The organism is Rossellomorea sp. ABR4_004 (assembly GCF_056159585.1).
Genome location: NZ_JBSWVM010000001.1, coordinates 2,091,463 through 2,113,914 on the forward strand (window position 1 = coordinate 2,091,463; position 22,452 = coordinate 2,113,914).

22 protein-coding genes are annotated in these 22,452 nt (G+C 38.4%); 5 read left to right on the forward strand and 17 right to left on the reverse strand.

Features of this window, described 5'->3' with window-relative positions:
* Nucleotide 1: 1 nt before the first annotated feature.
* From ACXAF2_RS10560 to ACXAF2_RS10600, 9 genes are all read right to left on the reverse strand, one after another.
* Entirely contained in the window at nt 2-1,216 is a 1,215-nt protein-coding gene (locus ACXAF2_RS10560; protein ID WP_475138578.1) for an oligosaccharide flippase family protein, read from the reverse strand.
* A complete protein-coding gene (locus ACXAF2_RS10565; RefSeq protein ID WP_475138580.1) occupies nt 1,213-2,160 on the reverse strand; it encodes a polysaccharide pyruvyl transferase family protein in 948 nt (315 codons plus the stop codon). The genes ACXAF2_RS10560 and ACXAF2_RS10565 overlap by 4 nt, the downstream gene beginning before the upstream one ends.
* A complete protein-coding gene (locus tag ACXAF2_RS10570) occupies nt 2,153-3,628 on the reverse strand; it encodes a hypothetical protein (RefSeq protein WP_475138582.1) in 1,476 nt (491 codons plus the stop codon). The genes ACXAF2_RS10565 and ACXAF2_RS10570 overlap by 8 nt, the downstream gene beginning before the upstream one ends.
* Nucleotides 3,628-4,299: a sugar transferase gene (locus ACXAF2_RS10575; RefSeq protein ID WP_475138584.1), complete on the reverse strand. Its 672-nt coding sequence runs from the start codon at nt 4,297-4,299 to the stop codon at nt 3,628-3,630. The genes ACXAF2_RS10570 and ACXAF2_RS10575 overlap by 1 nt, the downstream gene beginning before the upstream one ends.
* Before the next feature lie 15 nt (nt 4,300-4,314).
* On the reverse strand, nt 4,315-5,196 hold the full coding sequence (gene galU, locus ACXAF2_RS10580; RefSeq protein WP_475138586.1) for a UTP--glucose-1-phosphate uridylyltransferase GalU: 882 nt from the start codon (nt 5,194-5,196) through the stop codon (nt 4,315-4,317).
* A 21-nt stretch (nt 5,197-5,217) separates the two neighbouring features.
* Nucleotides 5,218-6,543 (reverse strand): UDP-glucose dehydrogenase family protein, encoded by a 1,326-nt coding sequence (locus ACXAF2_RS10585; protein WP_475138588.1) that lies wholly within the window; start codon nt 6,541-6,543, stop codon nt 5,218-5,220.
* A 375-nt stretch (nt 6,544-6,918) separates the two neighbouring features.
* Nucleotides 6,919-7,686 (reverse strand): tyrosine-protein phosphatase, encoded by a 768-nt coding sequence (locus ACXAF2_RS10590; protein ID WP_475138590.1) that lies wholly within the window; start codon nt 7,684-7,686, stop codon nt 6,919-6,921.
* 104 nt (nt 7,687-7,790) lie between these two features.
* A complete protein-coding gene (locus tag ACXAF2_RS10595) occupies nt 7,791-8,462 on the reverse strand; it encodes a CpsD/CapB family tyrosine-protein kinase (protein WP_475139175.1) in 672 nt (223 codons plus the stop codon).
* Nucleotides 8,463-8,478: 16 nt separating this feature from the next.
* Entirely contained in the window at nt 8,479-9,225 is a 747-nt protein-coding gene (locus ACXAF2_RS10600; RefSeq protein WP_475138592.1) for a YveK family protein, read from the reverse strand.
* A gap of 204 nt (nt 9,226-9,429) precedes the next feature.
* Between ACXAF2_RS10600 and ACXAF2_RS10605 the strand changes: the two genes are divergently transcribed.
* Together ACXAF2_RS10605 and ACXAF2_RS10610 are read left to right on the forward strand one after the other, a co-directional pair.
* The gene (locus ACXAF2_RS10605; RefSeq protein WP_475138593.1) at nt 9,430-10,227 is read left to right on the forward strand and encodes an SGNH/GDSL hydrolase family protein; all 798 of its coding nucleotides are present in this window, start codon (nt 9,430-9,432) and stop codon (nt 10,225-10,227) included.
* A 99-nt stretch (nt 10,228-10,326) separates the two neighbouring features.
* On the forward strand, nt 10,327-11,574 hold the full coding sequence (locus ACXAF2_RS10610; protein ID WP_475138595.1) for a C40 family peptidase: 1,248 nt from the start codon (nt 10,327-10,329) through the stop codon (nt 11,572-11,574).
* Nucleotides 11,575-11,614: 40 nt separating this feature from the next.
* Here ACXAF2_RS10610 and ACXAF2_RS10615 read toward each other — a convergent pair whose 3' ends face one another.
* Nucleotides 11,615-13,354: a cell wall-binding repeat-containing protein gene (locus tag ACXAF2_RS10615; RefSeq protein WP_475138596.1), complete on the reverse strand. Its 1,740-nt coding sequence runs from the start codon at nt 13,352-13,354 to the stop codon at nt 11,615-11,617.
* Between the two features lie 200 nt (nt 13,355-13,554).
* On the opposite strand from ACXAF2_RS10615, the gene tagU reads away from it, so the two are divergent.
* A complete protein-coding gene (gene tagU, locus ACXAF2_RS10620; RefSeq protein WP_475138598.1) occupies nt 13,555-14,496 on the forward strand; it encodes a polyisoprenyl-teichoic acid--peptidoglycan teichoic acid transferase TagU in 942 nt (313 codons plus the stop codon).
* 20 nt (nt 14,497-14,516) lie between these two features.
* Here tagU and ACXAF2_RS10625 read toward each other — a convergent pair whose 3' ends face one another.
* Both ACXAF2_RS10625 and ACXAF2_RS10630 read right to left on the reverse strand, forming a co-directional pair.
* Nucleotides 14,517-15,203: a hypothetical protein gene (locus tag ACXAF2_RS10625; RefSeq protein WP_475138599.1), complete on the reverse strand. Its 687-nt coding sequence runs from the start codon at nt 15,201-15,203 to the stop codon at nt 14,517-14,519.
* Between the two features lie 427 nt (nt 15,204-15,630).
* Entirely contained in the window at nt 15,631-16,512 is an 882-nt protein-coding gene (locus ACXAF2_RS10630) for a helix-turn-helix domain-containing protein (RefSeq protein WP_315635386.1), read from the reverse strand.
* Between the two features lie 198 nt (nt 16,513-16,710).
* Between ACXAF2_RS10630 and ACXAF2_RS10635 the strand changes: the two genes are divergently transcribed.
* Together ACXAF2_RS10635 and ACXAF2_RS10640 are read left to right on the forward strand one after the other, a co-directional pair.
* On the forward strand, nt 16,711-16,842 hold the full coding sequence (locus ACXAF2_RS10635) for a hypothetical protein (protein WP_315635384.1): 132 nt from the start codon (nt 16,711-16,713) through the stop codon (nt 16,840-16,842).
* A gap of 211 nt (nt 16,843-17,053) precedes the next feature.
* A complete protein-coding gene (locus tag ACXAF2_RS10640) occupies nt 17,054-17,377 on the forward strand; it encodes a hypothetical protein (protein ID WP_315635382.1) in 324 nt (107 codons plus the stop codon).
* A gap of 59 nt (nt 17,378-17,436) precedes the next feature.
* Here the strand turns inward: ACXAF2_RS10640 and ACXAF2_RS10645 are convergent, their stop codons facing one another.
* The 5 genes from ACXAF2_RS10645 to hutI all read right to left on the reverse strand — a co-directional run bounded on the left by ACXAF2_RS10645 (nt 17,437) and on the right by hutI (nt 22,451).
* Entirely contained in the window at nt 17,437-17,757 is a 321-nt protein-coding gene (locus tag ACXAF2_RS10645) for a hypothetical protein (protein ID WP_475138601.1), read from the reverse strand.
* Nucleotides 17,758-17,931: 174 nt separating this feature from the next.
* Nucleotides 17,932-19,263: a hypothetical protein gene (locus tag ACXAF2_RS10650; protein ID WP_475138603.1), complete on the reverse strand. Its 1,332-nt coding sequence runs from the start codon at nt 19,261-19,263 to the stop codon at nt 17,932-17,934.
* Nucleotides 19,256-19,822 (reverse strand): sigma-70 family RNA polymerase sigma factor, encoded by a 567-nt coding sequence (locus tag ACXAF2_RS10655; RefSeq protein WP_187443718.1) that lies wholly within the window; start codon nt 19,820-19,822, stop codon nt 19,256-19,258. The genes ACXAF2_RS10650 and ACXAF2_RS10655 overlap by 8 nt, the downstream gene beginning before the upstream one ends.
* Before the next feature lie 411 nt (nt 19,823-20,233).
* On the reverse strand, nt 20,234-21,178 hold the full coding sequence (gene hutG, locus ACXAF2_RS10660; protein WP_475138605.1) for a formimidoylglutamase: 945 nt from the start codon (nt 21,176-21,178) through the stop codon (nt 20,234-20,236).
* Nucleotides 21,156-22,451 carry an imidazolonepropionase gene (hutI, locus tag ACXAF2_RS10665; RefSeq protein WP_475138606.1) on the reverse strand — a complete coding sequence of 432 codons (1,296 nt, stop codon included), beginning with the start codon at nt 22,449-22,451 and terminating at the stop codon, nt 21,156-21,158. The genes hutG and hutI overlap by 23 nt, the downstream gene beginning before the upstream one ends.
* Nucleotide 22,452: the final 1 nt, after the last annotated feature.

Below are 22,452 nucleotides of genomic sequence, written 5' to 3' on the forward strand. Positions count from 1 at the left end.
ATTAAATAATACTCCTCAAATTTTTTATTGTTCTATTAACTATTTTAGTAAAGCTTATTAATATATAGGCTTCTACTATAAAAAATGACAATATTGCTCCATCAATTCCCCATATTTTAATAAATAGAAACCCTAATACTATGGAAATAATTGCTGCATACCTTTGTATTATTGATTTTTTTATAACTGTGGCTTCATTTATCAATATAGAGCCGAATCCATTTATTAATATCCTAAGTGGAATAAAAAAGATCATAAAAGAAAAGAAAGAATAAGAATTAATTAATTCTCCACTATACACGATATTAAAAATGTTTTCACTAAACAAACTTACAATAAGAGTTGGTGGAATTGAAAGAAGTGATAATAATATAATCTTCTTTTTATATTGATTAATGTATCCAAAGTTATAATTCTGATGAATTTTTGGCAATTTATATGTCTGAAAATAAAGTAAAAGAAAAACACTTACTACACTAATAAAGTTAAATACTGCTGAATAATATGCTGCCTCTTCGTTTAATTTATATACTCCAAAAATAATTATATTAACCTGAAAATACAATTGATAATATATACTTGCACCTGCATATGGAACAGTAAAAGTAAAAGCGGTCTTCAAATTACTAAATAATGTATTAACTTTTTTATTATTTTTCAAAGTTAGCTTTTTAAAGATTACTAATGATACAATTATTGAAAGCAAAGAAAGCATACCAGCAAATATTAAAAAATACTCCCCGTTTAATCCAAAAACAACCAAAAGAATTACCGCTAATAACCTTGAAAATTGCTGATAAAATCTTAATAATACTAAAGACATCATATTGTCAGTAATTTGAAAATAAGCCTCTGTAACTGGTGTGAAAATTCTAGTAAACAGCAAGAGTAAAGAAAAAAATAAAATTATTGGTGAAAATCCATCAATACTAATACATAAATATGCCAGAAATAATACGCAAGCAACTGAACTTGTTATTATTAATAATTTAAATAAATGATTAACTGATGATGATAAATTATATTTATGGAATATCCTCAATATATTCGGACCGATCCCAAACGATCCCAAAGTCCCAAAAATAATAACCGAAGTTAAAATAATATTTATTATTCCATAAATTTCAGTAGAAGAATTTTCAGCAAGAACAATTTGATAGAAAAAACCAGCTAAAACAGTGAGAAATTGAAATAAATATAAAATAATTAATTTCAATTACATTCAACTACTTCTATATATTTACTATTTACTTCTTCAGCATAGTATCTTATTTTAGGAGAATAATTTAAAGCTAGACAATTAATACCAGCTTCTTCTGCAATAACTGCTACATGTAAACGCGATGTGAAAACAAATTTAGATTTACAAATTATTTCAATTTTTTCATTCATGTTTGTTGTTTTATCATAGCTAATATCTAATTTATTTTGTTTTAATTTATTAAAAATCACATTATTTGTATCTTTATCAAAGTATGAATCAACATCAAAAATGACTATTTTCTTTATTTTTTGTTCCTTGCACGTGTTCAATATTCTCTCTATAACGAAATCGGAATCATTCCACTTATTACAGTTATACCTGGTTAAATTTCTCCAACCCACTGCTAAAAAAGGTTCTTCTTTATTATTAATAACAATATTATTTGAAATGTAGTTCTTTACACTTTTTATTGCTAAGTCTTCTTCTTTTTTGACTTTACCTTTATTTTTAATTAATTTTAATGTTCTGTATAAAGATTTCTCATCTCTTACTGTGATTTCATCTGCGATATTAAGTAATATCTTTGTCTTCATTCTTCTTGAAAACCTATTTAAATTACCTACTCCAATGGCTTTGTATTTTATTTTTTTACCCAATAATTTCCCGAGAATCATGTATTTAAAAAATCCATCACCATCTTCATCAGTAAAACACGTGCCTCCTCCCCAAATTAACTCTTTTGATTTACTTATAAAATTTAAGGCGAATTTAATTTTTTCTAGCCTTCTTTTTGGCCAAGTATAGTAATTTACTCCTTGTTCTTTACCAGTGATAGGATTATCCTTAAACTGTATTACGTTAATTTCCTCATTAACGTTAGAGTCTAAAATAGTTTTAAGCATTAAATCGTCACCAAGATTCAACATTCCATAATAGCCTAAATACGTTTTACTCATTGTCTCCACCCTCTAAATTCCCAACTTGATAGGAAAGAATTAATATTATTGTAATCAGATAGGTATTTTGATTATGATACATAGCCCAACCGAACATATTATAAACAAAAGAAATTATTAAGGTTAAGAATAATGTAAATGCCAAAAACTTTTGTTTCCCATTAATAATATTCTTAATTAATATAATTACAATATAAAGTACAATCACTGCTATACTTAGGAAGTGTAATAATCCCCCTTCTACTAATAAAAGTAGAAAAAAATTATGCACTGGGTGTTCAAATGCAAATCCACTTCCCCGTGAGGAGATTACATCGGTATAAGCATTTAATCCAGTTCCAAGAATAATATTTTTGGAAGATTCTTCGTAAACAGATAAGGCTAAGATGTTTAAATCATTCCTATAAAATATTTGATATATAAAGTCACTGTTTGTAAATCTCTCAATTATCCCCAACTCAAATAGTGAGTATAAAAAAATTGAAAGTAATGGAATGAAAGTTATTACAACTATTAGTAATGTAGCTTTTTTTATTGATTTTTTGAGAAGTAAGTTAAAACTCCACATTGAGATCATAGAAAAAAGTGTTATAGCAAACGATGTTCTTGAAGCAGTTAGAATTACTAAAATAATTGTTAGTATAAAAGAAACAAACCTAATTTTTTTATACTTATAATCTTTTTTAGATAGGAAAAAGTAAACTTGAAGTGGGACAGTCAATGATAAAAAGAGACCCATAATTCCTGGGTGTGATAAAGTACCACTTACTCCCTTTTCTGATTCATCTATTAAAGAAGTTGCTCTAAATGGCTCGTAGCTTTCTCCTAAAATTCTAAAGCCAGCATAACTATCTGTTAGATATTGAATTATACTTATAAGGGTCTGACTGGAAACAATTACTATCAAACCTAGAACTATGTATTCTAAAGTTTTAAAGATATTATTTTTCAGCAAAATGTGTGCGAGTAAAAGTAAAGTAAGATACCTTAATAAGATATAGAGAGAAGCAAGAATATTAACAGAAAAAATTGTAGAAAATAACGCGGTTATTACAAAAAAGAAAAGCAATAGATTGATTTTTCTATTACTTTTTCTATAGACTAATGATCCTTGAACTGATTCTCCAACAAAAAAGTTATACAGAAAAAGACTAATAATTATTATTTGGAAGTGGTTTAGAACAATTGCAGCTCTTAACCCACCGATGTGTAAGACATCATATCCTAATCCTTCAGAAATTATAGGATATTCAATATTAAATGCAAGAGTTCCAAATAATAAGCAATACAGAAAAGTAGATTTGTTAGATATAAAAAAAGTGACAACACCTACAAATGTAATTAGTAATAAATAAAGAGTTCCAGTTTCAACATTATATTTTGATATTATATATATTAATGCATACATAATTGGTACTATCAGTATACAAATAGAAACTACTATTTTATTTTCAGTACTCAGGTTCATTAATATGCTTTCCCTTTAATTAAAGTTTTTATCGTCAAGAATATTATTTTAATATCAAATAAAATAGATCTTTCCTTGATATATTTTATGTCAAGTTCAACCATTTCACTAAACCCAACATTATTTCTTGCTGTTGCTTGCCATAACCCTGTACAACCTGGTTTGACTAATAATCTTTGTTTATGGTACTCATTATATTCTTTCACCTCTCTAACTAGGGGCGGTCTAGGACCTACTAAACTCATATTCCCAATTAATACATTAAATAGTTGAGGTAATTCGTCTATTGAAGTTTTGCGAATAAATTTCCCTACCTTAGTTATTCTAGGATCTTCCTTCATTTTAAACATCGCCCCAGAAACTTCATTATATTTCAATAATGCTTCAAGTCGTTCCTCAGCATTATGAATCATTGAACGAAATTTAAACATAACAAATTCCTTACCATTCAACCCTACTCTTTTTTGAGAGAAAAAAACTTTTCCCTTAGGGTCTTCGGATTTAATAAGAATAGCAACAATTATGAATAATGGGCTTAAAATAACAATACCTATCAGTGATCCAATAAAGTCAATTATTCGCTTTCTCTTTTCATAAGTCTGATGGGTAACCAAACTTCTCTTTATCTTTGGATCAATACTAGTTAAAACCAAATGTGAAGTTTCCCTCATCTTTCCTCACCTTTCTTAAGCGTGAATTCTGTTATTTGTAAGCTTAGTAATATACTCTAATATTTCTGGACCTATCTCTGCGTTTTCTAAGGCAAAATCAATAGTTGTTTTTACGAATCCAATTTTTTCTCCAACATCATACCGTTTACCTCTAAAGTCAAATGCATACACCATTTGCTTCTCATTTAACTTTTGAATTGCATCCGTTAGCTGAATCTCACCACCAGCTCCTGTCTCTTGGTCTTCAAGAAGAGCAAATATTTCTGGAGTAAGCAAGTAACGTCCCATTATTGCCAAGTTTGACGGAGCTGTTCCTATTGCTGGTTTTTCCACAAAATTTTTAACCTGGTATCTCCTATCTTCTTTTGCCTCAGGGTCGATTATTCCATATCGGTTGGTCTGGTTGTATTCAACCGTTTGTACTCCGATAACAGAAGAACCTGTTTCTTCATATTGATTGATTAGTTGTTTGACACAAGGTGTTTCACTAACAACGATGTCATCACCAAGTAACACAGCAAATGGCTCGTCTCCAATGAAGTTTCTGGCACACCAAACCGCATGACCTAATCCTTTAGGTTCTTTTTGGCGGATATAATGAATGTTTACAAGGTTACTAGAATGCTGAACTTTTTCTAATAAATCTAATTTTCCTTTTTCCTCTAAGTTTCTTTCTAGTTCTGGAGCAAGATCGAAATGGTCCTCGATTGCACGTTTCCCTTTTCCAGTTACAATAATGATGTCTTCAATTCCAGAAGCAATGGCTTCCTCTACTATGTACTGAATTGTTGGTTTATCTACAATTGGTAACATTTCTTTCGGCATTGCTTTCGTAGCCGGTAAGAAACGAGTTCCTAATCCAGCAGCTGGAATAATGGCTTTTCTTACTTTTTTCATATTATAGTCCCCCTCTGATTTTTAAACGCCAGCTTTTTCTTTCGTATTTACAGCTGGTCTTCCCATTGAGTAGTACTCGATCCCTTTGTCATTCATTTCTTCGATTTCATAACAGTTACGACCGTCGAAGATAATCGGTTGTTTCATGGTTGACTTGAAAATATCTATATTTAGGTCTTTGAATTCTGACCATTCTGTTAGGATAAGTGTTGCGTCAGCATCTATTAGTGCCTCTTCCGTTGAGGTTGCAAATATCACATCATAATGGATGCTTTTTTTTGCTTGTTCCATTGCTACAGGATCATAAGCAATGACACTAGCTCCTTTTTCAATTAAATGGTTTATCATTGGAATAGAGGCTGCTTCTCGCATATCGTCTGTGTTTGGTTTGAAGGCTAAGCCCAGTACTGCAATCTTTTTACCTTCTAAACTATTGAAACGATCTTCTAGTTTCGTTAGTAGGATGCTTTGCTGTTTCTTATTTACTTCAATGACTCCTTTTAATAGTTCGAAGTCGTATTCTACGTTACCGGCAATCTGAACAAGTGCTTTTGTATCTTTCGGGAAGCATGAACCCCCATACCCAATTCCAGCGTTTAGGAATTGTGAGCCGATACGGTTATCTAATCCCATCCCCACCGCTACATCTTCTACATTTGCTTCCACTCTCTCACAAATGTTGGATATCTCGTTGATGAAGCTGATCTTTGTTGCTAAGAAAGCATTGGCAGCATACTTGATCATTTCTGCACTTCGGATATCTGTCTTAAACACTGGGATACCATATGGTTTGTTGATTTCTTCGATGACATCCGCTGCGGTTGGATTATCCGCCCCAACAACGATTCGGTCACCGTGGAAAGAGTCATAGATGGCTGCACCTTCACGTAGGAATTCTGGATTTGAGACGATTTCTACTTTTACCGGATGAACTAAGTGCTCTTGAATCGTATCCTTAATCCAATGATTCGTTCCAACTGGCACTGTACTTTTCGTTACAACAATCACATCAGCTGTTATTCCGGTTGCAATATCAATTGCTACTTGCTCAACGAAAGCGAGATTCGCCGACCCATCCTCTTTCTCGGGAGTTCCTACTGCAATGTAAATAACATCAGCTGATTGAAATGCTTCAGAGTGCTTGATCGTGAAGGCTAAACGATTGTTATCGATATTCTTCTTCATCAACTCGTCCAAGCCTGGTTCATAGATTGGGGAAATTCCTTCTCTCATTGAATTGACCTTGACTTCATCTATATCTATACACGTTACATGGTGACCAATTTCTGATAAACACGTACCAGTTACTAACCCAACATATCCTGTACCAACTACTGCTATGTTCATAACCTTCTCCTTTTTCTCTTGAATTGTCATAACGACATAATAAATACCTAATGAAAAAACACCATTTCCAAATGTTTTTTCATTAGGTATCCAATTGGAACCTGAATCGACCGCAAAATAAAGCGTTTTCAATGTTTTTCTTTACTTCTTTTTGATAAAATAATTAATTGGGCATCTAACCCTTCCTCACATCCCACCACCGACGACAAGCGTCTAAGGTTAAAGCATTTCCTCTTCACCCACGGTGTGACCGAGTGCCTCCAATGGTAACGGTAAGGAGACATTCCCAAAATTCTACTGTTGTCTGTGTGCAACCTTTTGTTTCTGATCTACCAACGACAATAGTACCTTAGGATTACCTTTATGTTGATTCTGTTAGAAGATTCCCAGGAACTTCTTTTTCTTGATCAACTCAGGGATTTCTTTATGAATATTTTTCCCATCTATCAGCAATTCTGCATTTTCTGTAAAGTAATAGACCATGTCTATCCCGTACTTTTTCTCTATAAAGTCCATCGCTTCTTCCATTTTGAAGGTGCGATTGCGTATGTTATGTGCGTCTGATGCGATGAAGTGTGTTAGGTTGGCTTGGATCATTTGCTGTGAGAACTTCTGGATGTTTTTGCCGAAGTACCCTGTAAGACTGGATGCGGTTAGCTGTGTAGCTGCTCCACCTTGTACTAGCTTGTAAAGCTTTTCCGGTCGCTCGATCAGCTCGGCATTCCGTTCGGGATGAACGATGACAGGAGTCAGACCTGCTACCTGAATGTCGTAGAGAAGCTTTTCCGCATATCTTGGAACTGAACTTGATGGGAATTCAACAAAAAGATATTGGGATACTTGGTTTAGTGTTAATATGTCACCCTTTTGGTAATCTTCTAAAATTTCACCATAAATCCGGCATTCCTGCCCCGGAAGAACTTCCAAGTTGATCTGTTCTTCTCTTAACCTATCATTCACTTCTTTCACAAGTGGAAGGATGTCTGACTTCACGTTGTCGTATTTTCCATTACGGTGATGAGGAGTCGCAATGATTGTATGGATCCCTTCTGAGACAGCTTGCTTTGCCATGTCGATACTGTCGTAGATCGTATTGGCTCCGTCGTCTACCCCTGGAAGGATATGGCTATGAATGTCAATCACTACTAACTCCTCCTTTTTCTAGTTCTTTCGACTTATTTTTACACCGATTACCATTTTACACCACTAGGTATATTTGTAAAGGGGTGAATTTTGTCGAATTCCATTTAGTTTCCGTAATAGTAATAATAGTCTGTTTCTGAAGCTTTCTTATTATTAAGGACGCATCCTAGCAGTTTTCCTTTTGTTGATTGTAGAAGCTCCTTCGCTTTCTTTGCCGGATCCATTTCTGTTTTCCCGCTTGAAACCACAAGAATGCTTCCGTGACAGTGGTTTGCCATGATCTGTGCATCTGTTACTACCAGTACTGGTGGCGTATCAAATAGAATCAAGTCATATTCTTTATAAGCTTCTTCAAAGAAGTTCTCCATCGCTCTAGAACTAAGAAGCTCCGCCGGATTCGGAGGCACCGGACCGCTCGAAAGAATATGAAGTTTGTCCACGCCGCTGTCTTTAACGGCTTCTTTTAGGGTCACTTGTCTTGATAGAATATTCGTTAATCCCGTCGTGTTAGGGAAGTTAAACGTATAGTGAACCGTTGGCTTTCTCATATCTGCATCAACAAGAAGGACGGCCTTACCCTGCTGGGCAAAGACGACGGCTAAGTTTGCGGCCGTTGTGGACTTTCCTTCCCCGGGGCCAGCTGATGATACCATGATCGATCGGTACTCTTGATCGACGGATGAGAATTGGATATTCGTACGAATCGTACGGTATTGCTCCGATACCGGAGACTTCGGATTAACTTTCGCTATAAGCTTACGAATATTTGCATTCATTGATTTCTTCTGTTTATTAAACACCGACACTTTCACCTCTGCGTCTTGACGTTCTTTCCTGGCGGTGGGCTACCTTCTGAAATTCACTGTCGGTAATCGTCGGGATCACCCCTAGTACAGGAAGCTCGAGACCTTTCTCAATATCTTGCTCTGTTTTGACTGTGTTGTCCAAGAATTCTAATAAGAATGCAAGTCCGACTCCGGCCATTAAACCAACTACCAATGCTATAGCAATATTTAATAGGGGTTGAGGTTTAATGGGAGATGGGTTTTCTCCAAGTTCTGCCTTTGCAAGGATGCTCACATTATCCACGTTCATGATTTTCACAATTTCTGTCTGGAAGACTTCGGCAATCTTATTCGCGATGGCCGCTGCTTGCTGAGGGTCTTCATCCTCAACTGAGATGTTAACGACTTGTGAATCCTTTTCACTTTGGACCATAATTTTCTCATTTAACTCTTTAGTCGTAATATCTAATTTAAGATCATCAATAACAATATCCAGAATAGCCGGGCTCTTCATAATGACATTATACGTATTGATTAACTGCAGGTTGGTTTGCACTTCCCCTACATTAAATGACTGTTGGTCGTCTTTCGATTTATTCACGAGCAATTGAGTGGACGATTGATAGATTGGTGTGAGGAAAAAATAACTGATTGCCGCACTAACCAATACTGCCATAAGGGTCAGTATGATGATGAGACTCATGCGTTTCTTCAACGTCTGAATGAGCTCTTTTAAACTGATGGTTTCTTCCATGATAGCCTCCTACATTTCTTCAAAAATAAAAATCTCGTCATATTATATCATAAGTTCTTGTTATTTTTAGGGAATCTTGTCATAATTTTAATAGAATTGAAATCTTTTGTTACATATCTATTAAACAATAGATTGTTTATTATTGGAAGGGGCTATTCGGATTTGGTTCCATTTTCCAAGTTCAATATTCATAGGAGGTTCGTAATGAAAAAAGTCTTAATATTTTTCCTACTTATATTATGTGGTGGGGTTATCGTGTATGGAAATCTTCACTGGAAGTCGATGACGTCGGGTTCTACGTCTGCTGATTCGTCTTCAAGTCCTGAGAGAAAACAGCAAACTCAGAAAGATGATTTATCATCGCTTGGAACAGAAGAAGGGGAGTATCTATCTACTATAGTCAATTGGCCGGAAGATGCCCGTTCCCTTTATAAAGAGAAGCTGGATGCTGGAGAACCCTTTAATATTGTTCTAATGGGGTCAACCGAAATGGATTCCATTGAAGAGGGATGGAATGACAAGGTGGCCGAAGCTTTAGAAGAAGAGTACGGGGACACTGTTTCAATCGAAAGTCTTTCTTTTGAAACCAATACACTTGAGTTCGTTCGTGAGGAGAGATATGAAGAAGTTGGGGAATTACAACCCGGACTCGTCATTTTTGAGCCGTTTGTGTTCACAGATAACGGAAACGTTACGATTGAGGACACTCTTCAAAGCATCAGCACGATAATAGATGAGGTAAAAGAGTTATCACCAGGATCAGCTTTTGTGCTTACACCCCCACAGCCCATTTATCAGCCGGCGAATTATGCGGCACAAGTTTCTGAAATTCAAGAGTACGCGGAAGAGAATGATATTCCTTTTATCGACCACTGGTCCAACTGGCCCGATGTTGAAGATGAAGAAATCAAAACGTTTTTGGATGATGTAAGCAGTCCGAATGATCAGGGACACACAGCATGGGCCAAAGGAATCACCGACTTCCTAGTGGAAAAGGATTAAATTTTTACTATTTAAGGAATAATTTAGTTTTTTTCACCAAATTATGTGATAAAATGACGGTATTATCTATCAAACTATGACAATAAAGGAGAAGTGTACGTGAAAAAGACATTGGTTTCTGTAGCAGCTACGGCTGTTCTCTCCTCTTCGTTTGTTAGCTATGCCTCGGCAAGCACTCACAAGGTGGAATCAGGCGACTCCCTGTGGTTGATCGCAAACAAATATGACACAAGCGTTTCCAACTTAAAGAGCTGGAACAAGCTGCAGTCGGAAATGATTTTTCCTAATCAGGTATTAAAGGTTGCCGCTAGCGGTACCCAAGCTCCACAAGCGCCGGCGCCTCCGAAGCAAAACACAGGGCAAACGAACGCTAAAACGTATACGATCAAGTCCGGGGATACACTGGGACAGATCGCCGGTAAGCATTCGATTTCCCTTTCTGATTTAATGAGCTGGAATGGTTTGAGTAATCATCTGATCTATCCCGGGCAGGTGTTGAAAGTATCGAAAGCGGGTTCCAAACCTGCACCGAGCAGTCCTGCTCCAGCTCCACCTAAACAGGAGAGTTCGATGACAAGCTACTCGGTTCAGTCAGGGGATACGTTGTCTCATATTGGAATGAAGTTTGGGGTGACGGTAGCTCAATTGAAAAGTTGGAATGGACTTTCGAGTGATTTCTTATCGATTGGACAAGTCCTGAAAGTCTCGAAATCAGGGGCTAAACCTGCACCTGTCAGTCCGGCACCGGCACAACCTGCTCCTCCTAAACCTGACAGCTCAATGACAAGCTATACCGTTAAGTCGGGAGATACCCTGTCTCATATTGGTGCTGCATACGGTGTAAGTGTAAGTGACTTAAGAAGTTGGAATAACCTTTCGAGCGACTTCCTTCGCATCGGACAGGTCCTGAAGGTGAAGGGAACGGCTCAGACAGTCAAACCTCCTTCAGCACCGGCACCAAGCCAATCTTCTTCCTTTTCCGTTGATAGATTATTAAGTGAGGCAACGTCTCATATGGGCACCCCTTATGTGTGGGGAGGCTCATCCGCCGGCGGCTTTGATTGCAGCGGCTTCATCTATTATGTCTTTAAAGAAGCCGGTGCCAAAAGTGTAAAGCGTCTATCCAGCGAAGGTTACTACAGTCGCTCCTATTACGTGAATACACCACAGCCGGGTGACCTTGTATTCTTCGAAAATACATATAAAAAAGGCATTTCTCACTTAGGCATTTATATCGGAAACAATGAATTCATTCATGCCGGGGACAACGGTGTCCAGGTTACCAGTTTGAGTAACTCTTATTGGAAATCGAAGTTTGATGGATTTAAGAGATTTTATGAATTGTAGAATAGTAGAACCCGATGACACATATGTCACCGGGTTCTTTTTATGGTGTATAGAAATCCTGCGTATAATAAACTCCGTACTCACCGCCGAAGTATACGCCTGTACCCAGCTTCTTGAAGAGGGGACTCAGGATGTTCTGACGATGGCCGGGTGAGTTGACCCAGGCATCGTGGACCGCAATGGCATTGAACTGACCCGCAGCGATGTTTTCCCCTGCTGATGAGTAGGAGATGCCAGCCTGGTCCATTCTCTGAAAGGAGGATAGACCATCCGGGTTATCATGACTAAAGAAATTTCTTATGGCCATGTCTTTGCTATGTGCTCTTGCTACTTCTTGAGCTTTTACATCTGCCTGAAGAGGAGCCACTAGGTGTCTTGCCCGTAATGCATTTGCCTGGTCGAGAATCTGCTTCTCCATGCTGTTTCTTAATTCTGTTTCGTTCACGTCCGGATTGGTTATCGTGAAATCTTCTCTCATGAGTAAGACTCCGGAAAGTGTATTTCCATCATTTTTATCATAATAGGCTCGAATAAGCATTTCATCGTAATCATAATCATTGGCCTGATTATGAATGGCGCCTATTTGGTTCATTTTGGCTTCTACTTCTGTTTTGCTCAGACCAAGCTTAAGTCCTGATTGGGATACCCAGCTATCCGAATTGGAATAGACAGCCACCACTACTCCTTTAAATACACCGTATTGGATGTACTTCTTGGGATCCTGATTATAAACATACCAATCGAAGCTGAATCTGCTTTCATCGACTCGTTGGGGATCACCTAAAGAAGAGCGCAGTAATTCTTCTGTGGCATTGACATGAACTCCTTGGAATCGGAACTCTACTAAGCTGCCGGTTAATTTCTCCTGCACAACTGTTGAAACGGCGTTGATCCCTCCAAGAATATATAAAGAATCGTAAGAGCTTACCAGGCTCTTCATTGGTGAAGGAATAGCCTCTTTCTTCACTAATAGAATAGGTGAGTTTTCTTTCGCTGCCAGCACTGACCCCGATAAGGCATCTGCGAAGTTTGTCCCCGTTGCTACATAAGCCCTTTCCTTTTCCATCGGAAGCCCTTCTATGATGTTCCTGGCGGTTTCATAGCGGTCGACTCCGCCATATCTGGTTGTGCCTGGGAGCTTTGATTCGACATTCGCAGAGATCACTCCGTTACCTCCGACTATTGTGGTCTCTGCTTTTTGATCTGTAATCTTTTTGGTGGATGAAGGCAGTGTACTGGATTCCGTCAATACGATCGGAATACCATTCTTGGCGGCGTATGGAGCCACGGCCAATGCATCCGGGAAGTTCCGCCCGTTGGCTACGATTGCCTTATTAGAAGGTAAGTAGCTGGCGATTTTGGCGGCCGTTTGGAAACGGTCGTCTCCTCCGATTCTTGTAACCTTCATATCTTTCTTTTTCAATTCGGTTTCAATGGTTGCATCAATTGCGCCGGTTCCACCTAATATGTATATATGCTTCACCTGTAAACGCTCAATTTCTTCTTTTGTTTCAGAAGGCAGGCGATTTTTGTAGGTTAGTAGAATTGGTGCGCCCATTTTATAGGCAAGCGGTCCCCCTGCAAGGGCATCGGGAAACGTTTGTCCGTTTGCCAGCACAACCGTGTCGGACTGATTCCATCCTCTTAACGAAATCTGTACGGCGGTATCAAAGCGATTTTCTCCACTTATTCGGTTTACATTTGCCTTTGCTGTGTACAACCTTAACAAGCTGAATGCAAGGATGATTAATAAGATGGTTATGCCGATTTTTTTGATCAAATGATTCCCCTCCTTATGTTTACTCTACTCTAATAATACCAAATAAATCCAACTTTTTGAGAGGAAGTTGACAATTGATTTCTGATTTCTAATACTTCTGACAAAAAGAGACAAAATTTTACTAATGTATTCCCTTTTGCCTTTATTTCTAGTATATTTTTCATATGTGTAAAATTCATTATTTATAGGTGGGAAATATTTTGAGAGCAGATAAACACAACAAAAAAAGAAAACGCAAGTGGCCGAAAGTCGTTGGGATTGTCTTTATCCTTTTACTGTTAGCTGGTGGAGGATATGCGTATTCCATTTATCATTCACTGAATAAAACGGCTGAAACGATGAACGAGAACATTGACAGACCTAAATCGGAGAAGCGGACAGAGGAAGTGAAGTTTGAGAAGAAACATCCATTCTCTGTGCTCCTATTAGGGGTAGATGAAAGAGACGGCGACAGAGGCCGATCTGACTCTATGATTGTGGTGACTGTAAACCCCCACGAGAAAACAACTAAAATGATTAGTATACCTCGTGACACCCGCGTCGAAATCGTAGGAAAAGGAGTGGATGATAAAATCAACCATGCTTATGCCTTCGGTGGTGTAGAAATGACGATGGATACAGTTGAAGAATTCCTTGATATACCGATTGATTACTATGCAAAGATCAATATGGAAGGATTCAGAGATATTGTTGATGCTGTAGGCGGAGTAACTGTTCAGAATGATTTTACTTTTAATTACGAGGGGTATACGTTCAAAGAAGGTTCATTATCATTAAGTGGGAAAGAAGCCCTTGCTTATTCCCGTATGCGTTATGAAGATCCACGTGGTGACTTCGGCCGTCAGGCAAGACAGCGCCAGGTGATCCAAGCCGTCATTAAAGAGGGTGCGAGCGTGTCATCCCTATGGAACTATGGCGATATCTTCGGAGCCATTGGGGAAAATGTGAAAACAAATCTTACTCTTGATGAGATGGTTGATATTCAGAAGAACTACAAATCGGCGACAAAAGATATCTCTCAAAGCCAGATTGCCGGTGAGGGTACCAAACTGGGTGGTATCTACTACTACATCGTTCCTGAAGAAGAAAAACAAAAAGTACAGAGTGATTTGAAGGATCATTTGGATTTGAATGAATCATGAAGTGAAAGAAGGACAGCTGTCTATGCAGCTGTCCTTCTTTCACTTGTAATAACCGCTTTTCTCATCAGTACCCCACCTGCGATACTGACGGTTCCGATAAACATAAGAAACAAAATAGCTCCTACTGAACCATCCTGGTAAAGAATGTTAGTATAATGTCCCTTTGTTTCATCTGAAATCCCCCTTATCCATTGGGTCTCCAGCTTTGACTTGGTGTCTTCGGTGAAATCACTCTTCTTGACGATGCCATTTTCATTGATCGTGTAGGTTCTGTACTTGATGATGCCGTCCTTTTGATTAGCAGGAGTCGTTTGCAGGCTGACGATGAACTGCTCTTTGCCTGATTGATTGTCTGTTACTGATTTATATTGGATCACACTAGAGAAGGGCTGCATCCCCTCTTCCTCAGGATCTACCTTAAGTCCTTTTATCTTCGCTTCCACTTCGTCATTTATTTCTAGAACGATGGTCGCCTTACTCTCACTTTCAACATACGTATTTATTTTCACCCCGTGAAAGACCTGGACCGCATCAATCGATCCCTCTTCCTCTAAAGACACATAGTCATATTGCTTCTCAAACGCACGTTGATAAAAGCCCTCTCTTATGGATTGGATTAGGAAGTAAGCTACGATAGACATGATGATGATTCCTAATAATAAGAAAGAAACACTTATTTTCAGCCATAATTTTTGTCTTTTATTCATTGTCTATCACTCCCATTTTATTTGTTCGAATGGAGTACATTTCTAGGTTTCTTTGATCATCACTTTTTCTATGTAACTTTCTACTATTTTAGTGAACTTTATTTAATGAGTTTGTAAATATTTGTAGAGTGGATTCAATTACTTTCCGACAAATAACGCGTAACTCTTATAGATAGTAATGTTTATTAGATGTACTTCAAACCAGTTTGTACATCCAAACCGATTGGTAGAAGTATAAACGTAGAGGTTGAGACTGTATCGATATCCCCCGCTTTCGATTGACCACGGAGACGAAAAAAAAACCAGTTCACAACTGGTTCTCTCTTTCTCTTTATATTAAATAGATAATTTCTCTTCAGAAGAAAGAACAGAAAGCTAATCATAAATTTAGGGAATTGGTGCTTTACGTTATTAAGTGTCTAAAAGCTTATTTAACCTCTGACAATTCTTTAATTTTATTCCTGATAAAATTGATATATTTGTCATCCTCTTGAAGTTCAAATACAATAAGTGCTTTCTCCATATAGCTCTTGGCTTTTTGTGGTTGATTTAACAGTTCCAAATTATATCCGATTTGGTAGTGTAACTCTCCTAAGAGATACAAACTATCTTTATGAAGAGCCCACTTAATAGCGTCCTCACAATATTTATTTGATTCTTCTATTCTAACTAGTCTCGTTAGTACTCTTGCTAAATTGTATAGAAGCCTTGTTTTAATAGAATAGTTATTCAAGTGCGGTAAAATCTGCAAATGCACTTTAATTTCTTCAAATACCTCCAAAGCTTTATCAAGGTCTTCATTAAAGTAAATAGCTCCGAGAGATAACAAAATCTCTAATTCTCTTTCTTGAAGAATTTTCCCTTTAAGACTTGTAATATTTATAGCCTCTTGGAGGGTTTCCACCGACTTATCAAGATCTTTTCTTACTTCGTATAAGTATATTCCTTTGTGCCACAATAAAATTTGTTTATTTTTATTATTTTGCATAAATAAAGGATTGTGTTCTTCAGCCCTTACAATTTCCATCATTTCTTCAAACTTTAAGCTTCTCCGAAGAATTTGTAATTGTTGAAATACCTCTTGTACATAATCCAGTCTAGGTGTAGTACCAATATCAAAAAAATAATTGACATCCACCCCTAGCTTCTGAGAAATTTGATATAAGGTGGATGCATAAGGGAAAACATCTCCTTTTTCTATTTTACTTATTTGTGCTTGGGTACATACTCCTTCTGCAAGTTCTTCTTGAGATAACCCGCTATTTTTTCTGAGTTCTTTGATTTTTTTTCCAACTGCTGCAAAATCCATTAAACCCTCTCCTAAATATGCCTAAAGTTATATTTCTAAATGAAAACTGATGAATAAACGATATTACAGTTAATTAATTAGGTAATTTGATGTTATATGGGGAACTATCATAAAAATAAAATATGTTTTAATTAAACTAACATATATAATATTAATCTTATCTAAAATCTATTTAAACAAGAAAGGGAGGAAAGTCCTATGAAAAGACGTTTTCTTACTGTTTTTACAGCATCTATCCTTTTACTTAGTGTTTATGGATTTGCTACTGGTTCAAATGAGATTGCTGGGGGACAAATCCAACAAACTGAACTTCCAGGAAACCCACATTAATAAATACTTTAAAGCTTCCCTTAAAAGGGAGCTTTTTTTACGATGAAAAATATTCTTATAGTAATATTCCTACAGTTATAGAATTTGCCAAAAAACGGATTATTCATGTTATAAACAAAGTTGCATGTGTGATATTAGTTCATAAGGCTAAATTCCCTCTTTTCCATATTGTGATAGGATAAAAGTACAATAAAAGAAAGGGGGCTTCATGATGAAAAGCATAAGCATGAAAGTAAATCCTCTATACTCGGATTTGGATATGTCGATCCAGTTCCAATTCGAATTTTCCAAAGGTGATTGTAAGGTCGGGCAAGCCATGGTATCCACGTACGCCATTAACAACCATGTGGAGCATCGTAAAACTCAAAGCGTAACAACTTCTAAAGTTGAGAAGTGTGCCGTCATTGATCAGTTCGAAATCGCAGGTGACCTTGGGGAATCCTGCATGAACAAGCTCCGCCACTTTCTGAAAGTGATCGGGATGAAAGAAATTCATTCTGGTTATGACATGACGCGGGAAAGAATTAGTAATTAAATGTTGTTTAGATTGAAGAGGCTATCCCATCTGGGCTGCCTCTTTTTGCATCTGCCATTCTAAAATTTCCTCATAAATCGTCTCAAAACGATATACCTTCTTTTATTCGAGCGTTTCAACATACCCAATACTGGAAGGGCAACTAATTTCACTCCGTTGATTGTAAGGGCTGCGCAGGCAAATGAATTGATTAAAAAGTATGGTAGATTGAGTATGAATACCACCATTGAGCATAAGCCCCATAACACTGCCTCCACTACTACCCTTTTTTCATAGGTTAATTTCTTTTTAATCAAATATGCCGGGATTACTGCAACGATTATGGATGAAAGGAGCAGGAAAAGCAATGCACATAATAAGCCTATAAGGGCTTCAATCATAATGATTCCTCATTTTCATAAAATCTTACCTATGATTCATTTCACCTTTTCTTAACAAAACTCCTGCCAATCTAATTTTTTCAATGAAGTTTGAACTGCATATATGTTGCACGCTTCTCATACATACGTAAAGAACTTTGGCATATGCCAAAGTTCTTATGTGAGGGACGGACCTTACTCAATGGAGCTTAAATCACCGGTCCAATTGATGTCTGGATAACCCCCTTCATGAGTACTTTTCGAACTGCTCGATCCCGTATCGTAATAACCGTCTATACTATTCTCAATATGAATAACATAGGTGTAATCATTCCATATTGTTCCTTCTTCGATTGCTTCGTTCGAAACTTCCGTCAATCTCTTCAGGAATTGATTTGCTATGGCTCTCATTTCGTCCTCTGGTGTCTCCTGCGGGACTACGATGTTAAATTCCAACGGGTCCTGTTGAGAGTGAAGGATGACTGCGTGAGATACTGTATTTTGCACGATATAGTCTCTCGCTTCGTTGAACCATTCCTTTCGAAAATCTACCACTTCTTCCTCGCCAAGGTACTGAACATCCTTACTTAAATAATCCGCACCTCCCTTGTTCTTAAGAAGTGCCACTGATGTAATATACGATCCGCGATCAATGGTTTGAATCTCGCCAGCCGTATTTGGTTTAAGTTTGTTAAGACCGTCTAACTGCATTTCAACAATATATTCACCGTAGTGAAAATCCGCAGTATAAACGCCTTCCATCACATTATAAAAATAATACGGTTCACCAAGCGTCTCGATAACTTGATCCAGTTTGTATACTGGGCTGATATTAGAGCGAATCTGTAACAGCTTCTTTTCATCTTGAAGAAAATGAAGTAGATAATTGTTAATCCGATCATAATCTTTATGACCTTTCATAATGTTAATATCTTCATACGTATCCTTGTATAACTCCTGTATCTCGTCAACAGAATCTCCTATGGTAAAAGAAGTCCCTATGAAAGTTCCATTCTTCGCTTCACGCTTAAATTCATCCGGATGACTTAGGATGATAGACAGGTCAAAGGGATTTAAAGATGGTACATCCACCTTTTCAGGCTTGTTTTCCTGTTCATTTTTAACAGATGACCCTTCTTCTAACTCTTCTATCTCTTCTTCTTGTCCTTCATTCTCATTTACACGATCAACGGGTTTCGCGGATTTCCTGATTATGGATTTTTCATCTTTTATGTGTTCATCTGAATTGTCATTAGGTATAAACGTGAATTGATCTATAGACTCCTCTTTATCGTTCTCCTTCACGAGGTCATCCTTAAACAGATAACTGGAACTTAGAATAGAAAGAATCATGATGACACATAAAGAAACACCTAGATTGATGAAGATAGATTTTGGCGATGACTTCTTTTGTTTTTCACTCCTTATCTTCGTCAGAATGGCCCTTTTTTGACTGACAGGGTCGGTGTTCTTGAATACTTCCCGTTCTATTTCATTCTTCAAATTATGCAAAGGGTCCTTATTCATTGGGAAACCTCCCTTCCATTGTTTTCTTCAACTTTTCTCTTCCGCGATCTAACCTTGTCCGGACCGTTGAAGGATTAATACCCAGCATTTCAGCGATTTCCTGGGTCGATAATTCCTCGTAGTAGTATAATAAAATGATTTCTCTATATTTCAGGGGCAATGAGAAGATATGAAATGCAACAGAGTCATTTTCTTCGTTTTTTATGATTTCTTGTTCCGGGGTAACTGCCGTCTCTTTATTAAGAATGCTATGGAATTTATTCACAATCATATTCTTCCTGAAATAAGCTGAACGTTTATAATCCTTACACTGGTTAATGGCTATTCTGTAAATCCACGTTTTGTAGGAGGATTTTTGATTGAACTGATGGAGAGCATGAAATGCTTTAATGAATACCTCTTGCGTAATATCCTGAGCAGTTGACCAGTCTTTCACATACAAATACACCAATTTTGTAACCTGTGCTTCATACTCGTCAATCAAATTCTCAATCAGCCTTTCCCCACTTACTTCCATCTGCATCACTCCCCTCTTCTCATGCTGTATAACTTCTCCCATTTTATATCCCCCTTGATTAGGCTGGATGGCTGCTATTTCCAAGTCCTCATTATACCCAGGTCCGTTCCCCATCCGCTATAGTTTAATGAATTTTTTTACATTTTTGTAAGTTATTCTTGAATTAGACGTTTGTCGGGATTAAGGTGTCTCATTTTTTGAGATTATTTAAAATTTATATCCACAAAAAAACAATCTTGTTATAAACTCACTTAACAATCGATTAAAAATGGTGTATCTTCTCAGATCCCAAATAGGAAAGAGAGTGATTGACAATAGAAGTTACTGAAACAAAAGATAAAGGACAATTCAACATAACAGATGAGATGGAGGGGAGACGATCGGGGCAACACCGACCAAAACCGTCAAAGGTCCGTCCCTCACCACTTTAATGCGGTGAGGGACGGACCTTTGTTATAGAAGTGAATTAATGATAAGAAGGCTTGCGACTCTACTCGTCATGTCTCGGGTGTCGAGAGTCGGGTCAATTTCTACGATGTCCATGGTGTGGACTTTAGGATGCTGCAGGGCGGTTTCGATGGCTTGTGTCAGCGCATCCGGATGCATGCCTCCTGGACCGATTGCCGGGCAGCCTGGAGCGTATGCCTGATCGAGGACGTCCATGTCTACTGAGAGGTAGATGGTGTCGACTTGGGATTCTAGTTGGTTTAGAGCATTATTGATTAGCTCTGTCATGGGTTGTTGTCTGACGTCCTTCATGGTATAAACTGTAACACCCTGCTCGATGGCATAGTCATGATAGGCTTTGGCATTGGCGTAATTACGGATGCCGATTTGAATTAGGTGCCCACCTTTGAGGTGCCCCTCTTCTATTAACCTTCTAAAAGGTGTTCCGTTCGTTGGTCCCCCGTCTTCCGTGTTACGAAGGTCATGGTGAGCATCAAACTGAATGATCCCGACTGTCCCTTTCGTTTCCTTGATAGCTTTCACCGTTGAAGTGGTGATGGAGTGGTCGCCTCCAAGGATGATGGTGAAGGGTGCTGCGTTTGTTTGTTTGACTTCTTTGACAGATTCATAGATTCGTTGATGGCAGTCTTCTATTGATGTTGGGTGCATGGTGATGTCGCCGAAGTCGATGATGGTTTTCTTGTCTTTGGCGAGGTCCGTCCCTCTTTCGATGTTGTACGTTGTAAACGAGTTAAGGCATCGTCTGATCGCATCGGGTGCGAAGCTTGCCCCTGAGTGTGAGATGGAAGGTTTGGAAAGCGGAGCGCCGATGATGGCGATGTCCCCTTTTATTCCTTCTTCCCAAGGCGTCAGGAGTTCTGCTGCCTTTGTTGTGTAGCGGTCTTTGAATTGAGCTTTACCTGCCTGCTTAATGTGATGAAATGTGCTCATGAAGCTTCTCCTTGCGGTAGATGATCCGGCCGTTTTTCATGACGGTGTGGGTGTGGTTCACCCCGTAGTGATATGGTACGTAATGATAGTTAGGTACATCCCATAGGACGATGTCTGCATTTCGACCTGGTACTAGCTTTCCTGCTGAATCCCCTCTGTTGATGGCATATGCTGCGTTGATTGTTACAGCGTTCCAGATTTCTTCCGGCGTCATTTTCAATTGCAGGGATGCCAGATTCATGATGAACTGCAGGTTCTCTGTTGGTGAACTGCCCGGGTTGAAGTCTGTTGACAGGGCGACTGCTGCTCCCGCTTCCATCATGCCTCTTGCGTTGGCGAACTTGCCTTTGTTCAGATAGAAGGACGTGCCTGGCAGGAGGACCGCAATGGTGTCCGTCTCGCCCAGTGCCTGGATACCTTTTTCGGATGCGCCAACTAAGTGGTCTCCGCTTGTTGCCCCGATTTCCGTTGCCATTTCCGTTCCACCGAGTGGATCGATTTCGTCGGCGTGAATTTTAACGGAGAAGCCTTTCTCTTTGGCTTTTTTCAGGAATTCGCGGGATTGTTCTACTGTGAATACCCCTGTTTCGCAGAAAATGTCGACGAATTCGGCAAGTTGACCTTTTTCAATATCGTTCAACAGCTCAAGCATTTCCGTTAAAAATTCATCGGAGCGACCTTTGAATTCAGGTGGGATCGCGTGTGCTCCAAGGAATGTGGAAACGATGTCTGCCGGGTGCGATTCGTTCAGTTGTTTGGCAACTCGCAGCTGTTTTAGTTCAGTTGGGCGGTCAAGGCCGTAGCCGCTTTTCGCTTCGACAGTTGTGACTCCGTATGAAATCATTCTGTTTAAGTGGAAACGCGCTTTAGTGAGCAGCTCTTCTTCTGATGCTTCGCGGGTGGCACCTACTGTAGATAGGATACCTCCCCCGCGTTTCAGGATCTCTAAGTATGGAACTCCCTGCTGTTTGAGGGCCATTTCGTGTTCACGTGAGCCGCCGAAGACTAAATGTGTATGCGGGTCTACTAAACCTGGTGTGACCAGCTTTCCTTCTGCGTCGATTCGTTCCGTTGCTTTGAAGGATTGTGCTTCTTCATGTGTTCCGATCCATGCGACAAGTCCGTCCCTGATGGCCAGGGCCGCATGCTCTAAAACCTCGAGTTTACTCATTTCCTTTCCTTTAAGAGGTCCGTCCCCATGATCCCCATGGTCCATCGTCAGGAGCTGTCCGATATTGTCGATGATGGTGTCGAAGTGTTTTTCTGCGGTCATA